The organism is Streptococcus sp. HMSC067A03, from assembly GCF_001814295.1.
In the GTDB taxonomy this organism is placed as follows: domain Bacteria; phylum Bacillota; class Bacilli; order Lactobacillales; family Streptococcaceae; genus Streptococcus; species Streptococcus constellatus.
On record NZ_KV815642.1, the window covers coordinates 113,723 to 129,073 of the forward strand.

Annotated in this window: 8 protein-coding genes; all 8 read right to left on the reverse strand. The window is 38.2% G+C overall.

Features of this window, described 5'->3' with window-relative positions; genetic code table 11:
• Positions 1–24 precede the first annotated feature (24 nt).
• The 8 genes from glgA to HMPREF2963_RS01255 all read right to left on the reverse strand — a co-directional run bounded on the left by glgA (position 25) and on the right by HMPREF2963_RS01255 (position 15,281).
• On the reverse strand, positions 25–1,455 hold the full coding sequence (gene glgA, locus HMPREF2963_RS01220; protein ID WP_070668109.1) for a glycogen synthase GlgA: 1,431 nt from the start codon (positions 1,453–1,455) through the stop codon (positions 25–27).
• Positions 1,452–2,591, reverse strand: coding sequence for a glucose-1-phosphate adenylyltransferase subunit GlgD (glgD, locus tag HMPREF2963_RS01225; RefSeq protein WP_003069762.1), 1,140 nt, complete (start codon positions 2,589–2,591; stop codon positions 1,452–1,454). Before glgD ends, glgA begins: the two co-directional genes overlap by 4 nt.
• Positions 2,581–3,723, reverse strand: coding sequence for a glucose-1-phosphate adenylyltransferase (locus HMPREF2963_RS01230; RefSeq protein ID WP_003025294.1), 1,143 nt, complete (start codon positions 3,721–3,723; stop codon positions 2,581–2,583). Before HMPREF2963_RS01230 ends, glgD begins: the two co-directional genes overlap by 11 nt.
• Positions 3,724–3,726: 3 nt before the next feature.
• Entirely contained in the window at positions 3,727–5,637 is a 1,911-nt protein-coding gene (gene glgB, locus HMPREF2963_RS01235) for a 1,4-alpha-glucan branching protein GlgB (RefSeq protein ID WP_022526692.1), read from the reverse strand.
• Between the two features lie 469 nt (positions 5,638–6,106).
• Entirely contained in the window at positions 6,107–9,787 is a 3,681-nt protein-coding gene (addA, locus tag HMPREF2963_RS01240; RefSeq protein ID WP_070668111.1) for a helicase-exonuclease AddAB subunit AddA, read from the reverse strand.
• A complete protein-coding gene (rexB, locus tag HMPREF2963_RS01245) occupies positions 9,784–13,056 on the reverse strand; it encodes an ATP-dependent nuclease subunit B (protein WP_070668113.1) in 3,273 nt (1,090 codons plus the stop codon). Before rexB ends, addA begins: the two co-directional genes overlap by 4 nt.
• Before the next feature lie 120 nt (positions 13,057–13,176).
• Complete coding sequence (locus HMPREF2963_RS01250; protein ID WP_070668115.1) at positions 13,177–14,391, reverse strand: ABC transporter permease; 1,215 nt, start codon at positions 14,389–14,391, stop codon at positions 13,177–13,179.
• A complete protein-coding gene (locus HMPREF2963_RS01255) occupies positions 14,388–15,281 on the reverse strand; it encodes an ABC transporter ATP-binding protein (protein WP_070668117.1) in 894 nt (297 codons plus the stop codon). Before HMPREF2963_RS01255 ends, HMPREF2963_RS01250 begins: the two co-directional genes overlap by 4 nt.
• Positions 15,282–15,351 lie beyond the last annotated feature (70 nt).

Genomic DNA, 15,351 nt, shown 5'->3' on the forward strand with positions numbered 1-15,351 from the left:
TTCTTAACGGCAAACTCCTTTCTATCAATAAAGAGATTGGTACAAATGACTGTAAGCTTGGCTAGCTGTATCCCATGAAAAATCACGTTCCATAGCTTGTATTTGAAGGTTATACCATGCTTCTTTATCATTGCAATATAAGTCGATAGCCATGTCAAATGTCCATTTCAGCCAGTAACCTGAGAAATTATTAAAGCTAAATCCAGTTCCTGTTCCTTCGTAAGCATTGTAGGGTTGAACGGTGTCACGAAGACCACCAACTTCATGTACAAGTGGCAATGTTCCATAACGCATTGCCATCATTTGGGACAATCCACACGGCTCAAAGCGACTCGGCATCAAGAACATATCACAAGCTGCATAAATTTCTTGGGCTAATTTCACATCAAAAGTGATATTGGCAGATAATTTTTCTGGATAAGCTTGACCAAACCAAGCAAATGATTGCTCAAAAGATGGATCTCCTGTTCCTAAAAGGATAATTTGTACATCATCTTGTAGTAAATTGTGTAATTGATCCACAACTAAATCAAAACCTTTTTGCCGAGTCAAACGTGATACAATCCCTACTAGAGGTACATCATCTCGAACAGGTAGACCAACTTTTTCCTGCAACGCACGCTTATTAGCAAGTTTGCCAGATAAATCATCTTTATTAAAATGATGATCCAGTAACGCATCTGTTTCTGGATTATAAATATCTGTATCGATTCCATTGACAATACCTGAGACTTTACCCGACTCCATCCGCAAAATTTGATCCAAACCGCAACCGAACTCTGGTGTCATAATTTCATGTGCATAACTTGGTGATACAGTTGTTACACGATCTGCATATAAAATCCCTGCTTTCATCCAGTTGAGGCAGTCATTCCAACGCAATGTTCCATCTGCATAGCGCTCATAACCCACTCCGAATAAATCCCAGAGCATGCCATCGGAAAATTGCCCTTGAAATTCTAAATTATGAATGGTTAAAACAGTCCGAATTCCATGATAAGCTTGAATCCAATGGTATTTTTCTTTCACTAAAAATGGAATCATCGCGGTATGATAATCATGCACATGCAATACATCTGGAATGAAATCTACTCTTTCCATCAACTCAACAGCAGCCATTTGGAAATAAGCAAAACGCTCACCATCATCAAAATCACCATAAACATGACCACGAAAGAAATAGTATTGATTGTCTATAAAATAGAAGGTTACACCATTTAAAACTGTACGTTTCACACCGACATATTGACCGCGCCAGCCGACCTTTACTTCAAAATGGAACAAGTCTTCCATTTGGTCGCCGAATTTAGTCTCTACCATATCGTAATAAGGCAACACCACTCCCACTTCATGACCAGCTTTCACAAGAGATTTAGGGAGAGCGCCAATGACGTCTCCCAATCCTCCTGTTTTAGAAAAAGGTGCACCTTCTGCTGCTACAAATAAAATTTTCATTGAATTCTATCCTCTGTCACTTTTTCGCCTTTTTTAAGAACAACTGGGTTATCAACTGTTCCTCGAACGGTCACATTCTCAGCAACCTCAACACCCTTATCTAAGATTGCATATTCTACAACAGCATTTTCGCCAATAAGGACACGTGGGAAAAGAATACTGTTTTTTACACGACTTCCTTTTTTAATACGAGTATTACGAGAAATGACAGAACCACTCACTTCTCCTTCAATAATACTGCCGGAAGCAAATTGAGCATTTGAAACCTTAGAACCGACTGCATAATAAGTTGGCTCTTCGTTTTTTACTTTAGTATAAATCTTTTGATTTGGAGAGAAAAGGGAATAGAATTTTTGTGAATCAAGCATATCAATATTGGCATTGAAGTACGAAGTGACAGAATGAATATTTGCTAAATAACCCGTATATTCATAAGCAAACGCTTTTTCCTGAGCAGCTAAATCACGTAAAACATAACGTAATTTTTGAGGAAATTCTTTTTGTGCTTCTATTTCTAACTTTTCAATCAGCCAAGGTGTATCCACAACAAAGATATCCGTTGACATGTTGTACAAATCCTGATCTTTTTTATCATCAAAAAGATGGTGATTTTTCACATGATCTGTTTCATCAATTTCCAAAACAGCATTGACTTCGGAAATTTCTTCTTTTGGTAATTTTTTATAGACAACTGTGATTGGTTGATCAGTTGTACCATGTAAGTGGAAGACTTGGTTCAAGTCGATGTTCACCAAAACATCACAGTTCAATGCTACCGTTTGATCGCTGCCCGAACGTTTTAAGTAGGTCAATAATTGCTCGTAGTATTCTTTGCCAACAGTAGAACTTTCTACGCGCGTATTATAAATACCAAGATAGTAGTGACTCAAAAGAGTAGACAGCCCCCATTCACGTCCAGAACGGATATGGTCAAAGACAGAACTAATATTATCTTGTTGGAAAATGCCAAAGACGCTCCGAATCCCTGCATTGGCCAGACTAGACAACGGAAAGTCAATTAAACGATATTTCCCACCAAACGGCAAACTGGCAACTGGACGATGATTTGTCAAAGTAGACATATCATGAAATCCAACTGTATTTCCTAAAATTGCTGAATATTTATCAATCTTCATCTGATGGTACCCCCACTTTCTCATTGTATCCGATAACTTGTACTTCGTCTGTTCCATCAATTTCTACACCATCAGAAATGATAGCTCCTTCACCGATAATAGCACGTTTGATTTTTGCACCTTGACCAATGATAGCACCACTCATAATCACAGAATCTTCTACAACTGCATCTTTACGCACTTGAGCTTCCGTAGAAAGAATGGAATGCTTAACCGTGCCATCTACCAAACAGCCGTCCACAACCAAAGAATCTTCTACATGAGCATTTTCTCCAAGGAAGTTTGGTGGAGAAATCAAGTTACGTGAATAAATTTTCCATTGACGATCCCGGCTGTCTAAAGCATTGTTTGGGTCAATATACTCCATATTGGCTTCCCAAAGTGACTCAATCGTTCCAACATCTTTCCAATATCCCTTAAATTCATAAGCATAGACACTTTCGCCGGATTCAAGATAATTTGGAATAACATTCTTACCGAAGTCAGACATATCTACATTGCTCTTTTCAGCAGCTACCAGCATATTACGCAGGCGTTTCCAGTCAAAGATATAAATCCCCATAGAAGCCTTAGTAGACTTAGGTTCAGCTGGTTTTTCTTCAAACTCGACAATGCGGTTATTGGCATCTGTATTCATAATACCAAAACGACTCGCTTCTTTTAAAGGAACATCCAGAACAGCTACCGTCAGACTGGCGTTGTTGTCCTTGTGAGATTGAAGCATATCATCGTAGTCCATTTTGTAAATGTGGTCACCAGACAAAATCAAGACATACTCAGGATTGATAGTATCAATATAATCAATGTTTTGATAAATCGCATGACTAGTTCCTTCAAACCAACGATTGCCCTCACTTGCTGAATATGGCTGGAGAATAGAAACTCCTGTGTTAATACCATCCAGTCCCCAACTAGAACCATTTCCAATATGACTATTCAAAGCTAATGGTTGGTATTGAGTAATGACACCAACATTATGAATTCCTGAATTGGCACAATTGGACAAAGCAAAGTCAATGATACGGTAGCGTCCACCAAATTGTACTGCTGGTTTGGCAATACTTTGAGTGAGTTTTCCAAGGCGTGTTCCTTGCCCACCGGCAAGAATCAAAGCTAGCATTTCATTCTTCATCTGTTACTCCTTTTTGGACTTCTTACTTCCATTTGCTGATTTCACACGACGTTTAATTTTCCAAATACTTGCCCCTAATGCTGGCAAAGTAAAGGTCAACGTCTGAGGATAATCCTTCCACAAGCCTTCTTGAGACTGAACTGTTTGATTGTGTTCTTTCCACACACCTCCCCATTCTTCTAATTCCGTATTCCAAATTTCTTCATATATGGCTGCTACCGGAACACCAATGGTAAAGTCTTTGCGTTCTACCGGAGCCATATTAAAGACGCAAACTAACATATCTCCCTTGTCATTTTTCCGAATAAAGGAAAGTACACTTTGATCTGTATTATCCGCATCAATAATCTCTAAACCGTCCCAACTCAAGTCATTTTCCCACAAAACGCGATTTTCTTTATAAAGCTGATTGAGCTGAGAAGTGAAATGCTGCATCTTGGCATTCATATTATCAGCCAAATCACGCCATTCTAAAGATTCTTCGCATTTCCATTCTAAGAATTGTCCCCATTCGCTGCCCATAAATAGTAATTTCTTCCCTGGGTGACATATTTGATAAGTATAAAGATTTCGCAGACCAGCAAATTGATTATAGCGATCTCCCCACATCTTATGCATGAGACTCTTCTTACCATGTACCACTTCGTCATGAGAGAATGGCAGTAAGAAGTTTTCAGAGAAAGCATACATAAAACTAAAGGTTACTAGATTAAAATCATACTTGCGGTAAATTGGGTCTTCTTCGTAGAAGCGCAGAATGTCATTCATCCAGCCCATGTTCCACTTGTAGTCAAATCCAAGACCACCCATTTCTGCCATACCTGTAATCTTTGTATCACTCGTGCTTTCCTCTGCAATCATCATGACATCTGGATGAGCCAGTTTGATAACCGTGTTCAAGCGTTGAAGGAAGTAATAGCCTTCGTAGTTGCGATTGCCCCCGTCAATATTTGGTTGCCATGGACCACTATCATAATCTAGGTAGAGCATGTTGCTAACAGCATCCACACGGATTCCGTCTAAGTGATAAAAGTCAATCCAAAACTTGATACTAGAAATCAAGAAAGACTGCACTTCATTCTTTCCTAAGTCAAAGTTAAGAGCGCCCCAGCCGTAATTATGGGCACGGTCATGATCCTGATATTCAAACGTAGGTGTACCGTCATAATAAGCCAAGGCATCATCATTGATAGTAAAATGACCCGGCACCCAGTCAACGATAACTCCGATATTATTGACATGACATTCTTCAACAAAATCACGAAACTCTTCAGGCGTTCCATACGTGTGCTCAAGTGCAAAATATCCCATTAGCTGATAACCCCAGCTCAATCCAAGTGGATGCGCCATTAGTGGCATGAATTCCACATGAGTATAATTCATTTTAACCAAATAAGGAATCAGTTCATCTTTTAATTGAGCAAATGAATACGGGCTACCATCCTCATTTTTCTTCCAGGAACCTGCATGAGCTTCGTAAATATTCACTGGACGTGAGAAAAATCCCCAACGTTTTCTGCGAGCTAACCATAGACCATCTTTCCATTTCTTTTCTGGAATCGTCCGAATTACTGCACCTGTACCAGGACGTTTTTCAAAATAAACTGCCAGCGGATCAATTTTCAAAATTTCTTGCCCGCTACTTCGTTTGATGTTGTATTTGTAAATGTCTCCTTCCTTAGGTAAATCCGTAAACACTTCCCATACGCCACCTTCATTACGTGCCATAGGGATTTGATTTTCATACCAGTCGGTAAAGTCTCCAATCAGATGCACACTCTGAGCATTCGGTGCCCATACACGAAATGTATAGCCACTTTGCCCATCTACTTCATCTTGATGAGCCCCCAAATAGTGCTGCAAATGGAAATTTTCACCTGTGGTAAAAGTTCTCAATGCTTCTTGTCTATCCATTTTTTCACCTCGTTTTGTAAGCGTTTTCTATGATTCTATTTTACTATTTTTCCTATTGCTTTTCAAGTAAATTTCCAATATTATTACAAAAAATTCGCAAAACCGAACTTTTCTTCAAATAATACTCACTATTATTAAAAATAACTAGATTTTGTTGGAATTCTAAAATTTTCATTCCATTCCTACTAAATAGCCACTAACATATCAAAGCTACTTAAATGAAAATTTTCATAAAGGTCCATATAGCTTTATAAAAAGGCCGCACAAAGCTGCCTTTTCTATTTATTTTATAGTAGCAAATCGCAAAATTACGATCTAATTTCAAATATTTTTCCTCCACTCTCTGATTTACTATTATTTTATCGAACTTTTCTGAAATTTTCAAGCAATATTTTCAATAAAACACAAAATTTAGGAACTATTTTTAATTTTTATGAAGAAAACATTCGTGAATAAGAGGGCGATTTATCTATTCTACTTTCACCACTTGAAGCTGTGCTCCGCCTAACAACACTAAGTATTTTTCAACTTTTTCAATACTGTATGAACGACTAAGAGCTTCAGCATAAAGTGCTAATTGTGCTTGGTAGCGCTCCACTAATTCACTTGGATTTGTATATCGATCCGTCTTGTAATCAAAGAGAATGATTCGGTCCGTCAGCAGTAGATAACCGTCCAGAATCCCACGGACTACAAAATATTGTCCACTTGCTGGATCCTGCTTTAACATAGCAAAAGGAGCTTCACGATATACTCTGTCTGTATACTTCAAAAGGAGCTGTCCAAGTTCAGTCCCAAAGAAACTAGCTATCTTTTGCAAATCAATTTTCTTTTTAACACTTTCTTCTGCCTGAACCTGTTTTAAAACTTTTCTCAAAATAGCTATCGTAGGGGCTTGATCCAAAGGAATACGCTGCATCAGTTCATGGACAGCGCTACCGATTTGCGCTCCTGTAACTGGAGCTTTTTTAGCAAAATTTGGTAGCTCAAAAGAAGCTTTTCCTACAATGGTCGGATTCCTTTTCTCCATAATTTCAACGCCGTCTGTATCCATAATCGGTTCATAAAATTTCTTAATTTGACTCGGTGTTCGAACACTCGGTAAATGGATGGCAGCTTGATACTTGGTATTCAATCGATCTACATTTTCCAAAATATCCAAAGCCCTACGAATATCCTCAGATTGGCGATTATGCACCATACTCTCTTCAATAATCGCGTCTTTCAATTCCAGTTGACCTATTTTTTCATCCGTCAAATCACTATCTGTCACAAATCGCGTTGAAAAAGCTAGATTATCTTTCTCAAATACTACATGTAAAGCCCACATCCAATCTTGAAAACTTGTCATACTTTGCCTGGTAGATGCAGCTAAATGCTCCTTCACTGGAGTAGGGAAGCCTTTTTTCTCCAAACTGTTCTGATGACCTTTACCAACTAAATACAGTTTCCTTTCAGCGCGTGTCATGGCGACATAGAGTAGACGCATTTGTTCAGAAATACTGGCTAGATGAATCTCACGCTCATTTTGCTCATAAGGCAGAGTATTAATAGACAAACGAACATGGTTTGGAGCTAACTTATCAGCAACATCTACTGCTACATCAGCTACATACTTGATACCAACGCCATTTTGACGACTGAGAATCAAAGCGGAACTGCTATCTTTACGATTGAAAACTTTGTCCATATTGAGCAAAAAGACATATTTAAATTCCAAACCTTTGCTCTTATGAACTGTCATCAGGCGAACCGCGTGTTTCGGAGCTGCAACAACGACACTTGCCAAGTCATTTTGAGTTTCTAAAATTTTATCAATCATCCCGATAAAACGTGACAAGCCTTTAAAACTCATTTTTTCGTAATCATTTGCGCGCAAAGTAAGGGCATAGAGATTAGCTTGACGTCCCGCTCCATTTGGTAAAGCTCCCACATAATCGTAATAAAAACGATCTTGATAAATTTTCCAAAGCAAATCATATAGTGAATTTGTTTTTGCATACTCTCGCCAAGCCTGTAGTGTTTCTTGAAATTGCTGGATTTTTTTTAAAAGAGGAGGCGTGATAAGTTCAGGATATTGCCCGTACCCATTCAGAGCATTCTTCAACTTCTCATAGAGATTTTCCTGATGGACAACATAATTTGCCTCAGTCACCTTCTTTTGCAAAGCTAAACGTGCCAATTCATCTTCTGTAAAGTTGAACATGGGCGACTTTAAAAGCGCCACTAAAGCATAGTCATTGAGAGGGTTGTTAATTGTACGCAAGGTGTCTAACATCACCATGACTTCAACAGACTGAAGGTAATTGTCCTCACCACCGTCTGAAACGATTGGAATACCATATTTAGCGAACTCAGCTAGAATCATATCGTTGCGTGTGCGTGAAGCTGTTAGTAAAGTAATATCCTCAAATTGGACATTTTCTTCATTATGCAAACGAATAATTTCTTTGATAACCAGCGCCACTTCTCCTGCAGAAACAGAAGAAACATCTTTGTCGTTCTCCTCATTATCTGTCTCAAGAGTTCCGTCATAAATGAGAAACTCTGTCTGATACAAGGGATTTGGTTCTTTCTTATCGGGATTTCCAGCTACCAGATAATGCGTTTCATTGTAATCAATTTCTCCCACTTCTTCATCCATGAGGCGCTTAAAAACATCATTGGTGGCTTCCAAGACTTCCAAATGACTGCGAAAATTCTCTTTTAAGACAATCAATTTCCCTTGTTGACTATCGCTTTGATACAATTTGAATTTTTCATTAAAAATCTGTGGATCCGCTTGACGAAAACGGTAAATAGACTGTTTAATATCCCCCACCATAAAGCGATTACCCCCATTTGATAACAGTTCTAGCATCCGCTCTTGCGTGTGGTTGGTATCTTGATACTCATCTACCATGACTTCATGGTATTTGTTCCTATAAAACTGACGCACATCCGAACATTCTTCTAAAATCTGAATAGCAAAATGACTAATGTCCGCAAATTCAAAAGCATTTTCTTCTTTTTTGCGATTCAAATAGCTTGTAACAAACGATTTCATAAATTGCTGCAAAACAAGCAAAATTTCTTTTGCTTCCTCATGGTAGGTCATTTGAAATTCAAAACGATAAAATTGATCTGCCAAGTCTCGTAAAACTTGAATTTTTTCTTTGCGTTTTTCGTTATAGGCGTTAATAATTTCTTTTAATTCTTCTTTTCGTCCGCTGTTCGTCAAGGCTTTCCCATTGTTGGCCCGCGATATCTCTACAATGTTATTGAGCGCTGTGAGATAGGCTTCCTCAGAGGATTGTCCTTGTAAGCTTGCCAGACCATCAAGCACACGCTGCACATTTTCAAGATATTTTGCTTTAGGAAATTCCTTGGCTTCATGAACCAAATGATAGCTAAAAAAATCTTCTAAATCAAAGAGGGCTTCTTTTGTTTGTGCTAAAAGTTGCGCTTTTTCTTCTTGGAAATCTGCAAACTCATAGCCTTTCAAAAAGTCTTTTTCCAACCATTCTATTGGACTACTAGTAGACTGCAAAAAAGAATAAATCTTATAAACTTGCTCTCGAAAACCAAGCAAATCTTTTCTCTGACCTGTAAAGTTTTTGACTAATTTTTTAAACAAAGCAGCCTGATCAGATTGATAGAAGTCTTCAAAAACTTGCTCAAAAACTTCGTTTTGTAGCAATAACTGCTCACTCGCATTCTGCAAAATGCGAAAATTTGGCGCCAATTCCAATAGATAACCATATTTATTCAGGACTTTTTGGGTAAAAGAGTCCATGGTTCCAATATCTGCATTCGGAATATCGGCTAATTGCTGAGCCAAGTGTTGTTTTAATTCCTCATCATTTGTTTCTTTCAAAGCCTTGGACAACTCTTTCTCCAAGCGCTCTTTTAATTCACTAGCTGCTTTGACGGTGAAAGTTGAAATGAAGAGCTGCTCAATACGAACTCCCCGCAGAATTTGATCAATAATCCGCTGCACCATTACAAAAGTTTTTCCTGATCCTGCAGAAGCAGACACAAGAATGTTTTGACCAGAGGAGTAGATAGCTTCGATTTGCTCTGCTGTACGTTTTTGAGTTTTATTAGACTGTGCTTCTTGATGCTGCAAAGCACAAATTTCTGCTTGATTCAAAAATGGTAGTCTCTTCATTTTTCTAGCTCCTCCTTCATCTTTTCTATCCACGCTTGACGTTTTTTTTCACCTGCTGAGTGCTTATCTAGCTTAACCAAATGTCGGGCTCTAGAAAGGTGAAGATTGGCTTCAAAGCCCGTAATCGACTTGTACTGCTCCACAAAAGGTGCAATACTTTTGCCATTTTCTGTATAAGGATTAATCTTAAAATGCCCTGCCAATATCTGCTCGGCAGCACGACGGTACAAGAGTGCATTATAAGCTAACAAAGTTTCTAGCTCTTCTTGACTTAATAAATTGACTTTCTTTTTATTATACAAATCATTGAGCTGATAAGCTTGCTCCGATAGAAATAGCCCCTTGTATTCTAACGTTTTCATCACCTCTTTGACTGCATCACTCTGAGACTTGGTCTTCGCTAAAGGTACGAGTGGATTGGTCATCTGCAAATACATGGCGCCAAAAACCTGTGCTTCATCACTCGTCCACTTTTCTTGTTTCAATGCCATTAGATACGTAGGTAATTGAGAATTCAAACCATTGAAAAATTTTTGAAAATCAAAATCTGTGTCACTTGATTTATAATCCACAATTCCCAGACTGTCATTACTTCTCAATCGGTCAATACGGTCAACTTTTCCTCGAATTTGAAGGTTGCGTCCGTCTGATAAGGTTAAAAATTCTGCACTCTCTTGCCCAAAAACAGCCTCTTCCTGAATAGTTTCTACTAAATCATTTCTTTCTAGAACACGCCCTGTCGCACGCGCTGCGTCAAGCAAAACTTCATGAGCAAACAATGCTTTGGCACTTTCGGTATAAAGAGCTTCAAACTCCGGTTCACAGCTTACTTCCTGAATGGCTTTTTCTAGACGGATGTCGAATTGCTCGTTCGATTGATCGTGCACGACTTTTTCAAACACACGGTGCAGAAAATTTCCATGACTGCGCGCATCTGGGTAAATTGTCATTTCTTCTTGCAGAGCCAAAATATACTTCAAAAAATAAGCATACTGATTACGATAAAATTCTGTCAAAGCTGAAGTCGACAATAGAAATGCTTGATGAGGCGAATAAAGGATTTGCAAAGTCTGCTCTGACAAGGTTTCTGTCTCAAGACTTGACGTGACATTCGGAATCGAAATGCCTTCACTTTCCAATTTTTTGCGCAAAACTCGTACAGCTACTGACCAAAAAGTCTGTTCTTTCTCAGTCAAAGAATGCTCTTTATCAATATCTCCTTGATTCAACTCAATAACCCTCGCCAATAAAGCACGATAAGTACCAATATCATCACTTGTTGCCTGCGGATGCTTCACCTCAATTGGCAAAGCAATTGGTTGCTCACGCAGTTCCAACAGATATGGAGAAATGTCATTCTCTATTTCATTGACAATCTGAGGAGTGGAAAGTACCAATCTATCCGTTGCAGCATTTAGAAGTGACAAGGCGACAAAACGATTTTTCTTGAGATTTTCCTGAGCAGCAATCAGCAATTCCGAATGCTCATCTGTCACTTCGTTTAGCGACAAACGGTCTTCATCTGACAAAAGAGTCTTATTTTGTGCAATTTTGGGAAAATAGTCTTGGGTCAAACCAATCGCGTAAACAAAAGGACTTGACAACGGCTCAATCAAGTCATAAGACTGAACGGTCACAACGTCTACTGTTGCTGGAATCGTTCGATAATTAGATAACAGCATTCCTGACTGCACCAGAGTCAGAAAATCATCTAGATTGACTTTGCTAGCTGAAAAGACATTGGCAAATTGTTCCAAAACATGGCAAAAAGCTTTCCAAACTTCTTCTTGCCGTTCTTGATCTTGCGGATTCGTAAAATCTACTAAACCAGCAAAATTCTGAGAAAAAGAAATTGTTGTTAAAAATTGATGAAATTTTTGAAGCAGGCCTGTCGCTGTTTGACTGCGAGATTTAAAAAATTCCAAGAGAGGAGTGACTATATTTTTTCTTAATTGATTGATATGAACTAGATTAAATTTTCGTTGTTGATTATGAGTAAATTCTTTAGAAAACTTACTCATTCCTCTCACGTCTGCAAAACGGATATATTGCTCAAACAAGTCTAGTTCTTCTTGCTTTAAATGACCATAAAGACCTGTTTTTAAGAGATTGAGCAAATCTTCCGTTCGAAAATTGTAGTGTTTTAGGCGCACTAAAGCTTCAATAAATTGCACCAAAGGGTGATGAGCCATAGCCTCACTTCGTCCCAGATAAAAAGGGATTTGATACTGATCAAAAATCGTCTTTAACTGTAAATGATACGCTTCCACATCTCCCAAAAGAACGCGAATATCCTTATAACGAACTTCATCATGAACTAACTGACGAATGCTTTTTGCCACATATTCTAATTCTTCTTTTTGATTGACTGTTGACCAAATCTGCACATGCGAGCGATCCTGCTCCGTTAGCTTTAGGTCAACATCTGAGAAATCATACCGACTTTCTAACAGTTTTGAAATCTTTCCAAAAGCATCATCTGGCTGGCTTGCTGGTATATATTCAGGTTTCACTTCAAATTTACCTGCCAACTGTCGCAAGAAATCAACACTCGCCTGATAAAGATTGCCCTCTCGAAAACTTGCACGATACGCTTTTTCACTTGCATAAGCACCGATGATAATTTCCACACCCTTATTATGCAAAAGCTCGATCAAATAAGCTTCCTCAGCCGAAAAGCGCGTAAACCCATCAATAACCAAGACTAAATCCTGCAGTTCCTCATCCACATCACCTGCTATAATATGATGGGTAAAGGCCATGATATTTGAATCAGAAGTAAATTCACTCTGATTAAGCTGATACATCACTACTTGAAAAATCTTGATTAAATCTGCTTTTTTCTCTGCTTCTTCCAAATAGTCTAGGTCTGTATAACTCATCTGAGCGACTTGCAGTTCATGATAGAGCTCAACCAATTGCTGAATAAATTGTGCATCCGTCCGAATGCCACCATACACCCTCAAATCATGCTCATTCATTTCTGAAAGCACTTTATAAAAGAGCATGCTAAGCCCAATATCATCTATGTTTTCTCCCTTTTGCACATCATTGAGGACAAAATAACGTGCCATCTGCGCAAAACGTGTCACTGTAATAGCAAAGGAAGCATGGTTTTCTAAAAGAGCCAAAACAGCGCTCTCCTTTTCAAATGAAAGAGAATTAGGTGCAATATAAAACACGCGCTTACCTTCCTGTGCCAAGCGTTCTGCTTCTTTCACCAAAATCGTTGTTAAGGGATTGCGAATATCTGTATAAAGTAATTTCATGAGCATCCTGTTTCTGTCAAAATATAGTTTAATTATATCATTTTTAAGGTTTTTCAACAGCGATTGACTGCATGCCTTTTCAAGAAAAATCCCCACAAGAATACTTGTGGAGAACTATTTTTAACGATAAGCTAAAGCTTTTTTGAAACTCTTCCAAATACCAATATCATCTGTTTGCAAAATCAAGCTGGAATAAATTCGACCAATATAAACCGTCATTCCAGTGGTAAATAAGAACGCAATCACAAAGGAAATCCACGCTTCCAAACTAGTTGCATAACCATTGATAGCACGGAAAGGCATAAAAAAGGTTGAAATAAATGGAATATACGAGCCAACTTTAAGTAAAATCGTATCACCTGCATTTCCAAGAGCTGTTACACCCAAGAATCCTAGTACAACTAGCATCACAACAGGCTGAACAGCTTTCCCAACATCTTCAATTCTCGTTACCATCGAGCCTAAAAAGGCAGACAAGACTACAAACATAAAGACACTCAAAGTAATGAAAGCAATGGTATTAAAAGAAATGGCTTCACCTAGATGCTTCATCAAATTTGGATTAGCTTGCAAAAATTCTTTTACAAAAGAAACCTTGTCAGAAAATATTAGTAAGAGCACTGCTCCTATCACGTAAATTCCTACATGTGTCAAAATTACTGCAAAAATTCCAGCCATTCGACCATAAAAATATTCAGATGCCTTGATACTGGAGAAAATAACCTCCATAATCTTTGTTCCTTTTTCGCTTGCAATTTCCTGCGCAGTTGAGCTTGTATAAACAATGAGAATCATGTACAATATCAAACCAATTGCTGTTGCAACAACTGTTTGAATCGTTTTCTTAGCCTCTTTCTTTTCGTCAATTTTTTCCTTAAAATCAATCCCCCTTGAAAGCAGTTTAACTTGGTTTGCTGATAAATTAGCTTGGCTGATATTTGCAACCTGCTGTAACTGTAGTAATTTCTGTGAAATTGCTGCCTTTGTAGTGCCATTCATCCCTGTATCAGCGACATAGGTTGCTTTAATTTGACCGCCTGCTTCTGATAGCAGCAAATACCCCCCGACATCACCGTCTTTTATAGCTTTCTTGGCTGCTGCTTCATCTTTATAATCGAAGTCCAGATTCTTGATATCTTTTAAAACTTCCTTGATTTGTGCATTGTCTGTTACAACTGCAATACGGCTAGAATTGCTACTTGACATGGAAGAAAGATACCCAACTCCAAAACTAAGACCAATAAAGATGAAAGGAGAAAGAACCATGAAGACAAAACTCCATGACTTGACATGACGAAGATAAGTCTCTTTGATTACAATTAATGTCTGTTTCATACTTCCACCCCTGATTCTAATTTAAAGATTTCATCAATTGTTGGAGCTTGTTGGTCAAAAGTTGCAATATATTGTCCTTTAGTCAGCAAGTCAAACAAGTCCTTCCCAGCTGTTTCGTCATCTAATATCAATCGCCATATTCCTTGATTGGTCAGACTAGCTCTGCTTACGTGAGGAAGCGCCTCTAATTCAACTTGAGAAAGCGCACTAGATACAAAGAGTCGTGTTTTCCCATAGCGATTACGAACTTCTTGTACACTACCATCCAAAATGACTTTACCATCACGAAGCATGATGATCTTATCACATAATTCTTCCACATTTGTCATGACATGATCAGAAAAGATAATGGTCGCTCCGCGCTCTTTTTCTTCAATAATAACTTGCTTTAAAATCTCCGTATTAACTGGGTCAAGACCGCTGAAAGGCTCGTCTAAGATAATAAAATTTGGCTCATGTAAAAGTGTAATAATCAGCTGCACTTTCTGCTGATTTCCCTTTGACAAGCTCTTGATTTTATCAGTCAATTTTCCTTTAACTTGCAATCGTTCCATCCACTGAGGCAATTTTTCTCTCACAACTGCACTTGATACACCTTTTAAATTCGCCAAATAACGCACCTGCTCATAGACAGTCAACTTAGGCATCAAACTTCGTTCTTCTGGTAAATAGCCAATTTCCCGATAAGTGTCTTGAGAAATAGCTTTGCCCTCAAAAGAAATCCTACCGCTATATTCTAAAAAACGCAGAATGCTATGAAAAATCGTTGTTTTCCCAGCACCGTTTTTTCCAATCAGACCAAGGATTTGTCCTGATTCAGCCTTAAAATCAACACCAAACAGAACTTGTTTTTGCCCAAAACTTTTTTCTAAATTCTGAATTTCAAGCATCCTAAACCTCCTAAAATTTTAAGTTCACTATATTATATATATTGTCTATATTTAATAGTATAATATTTTG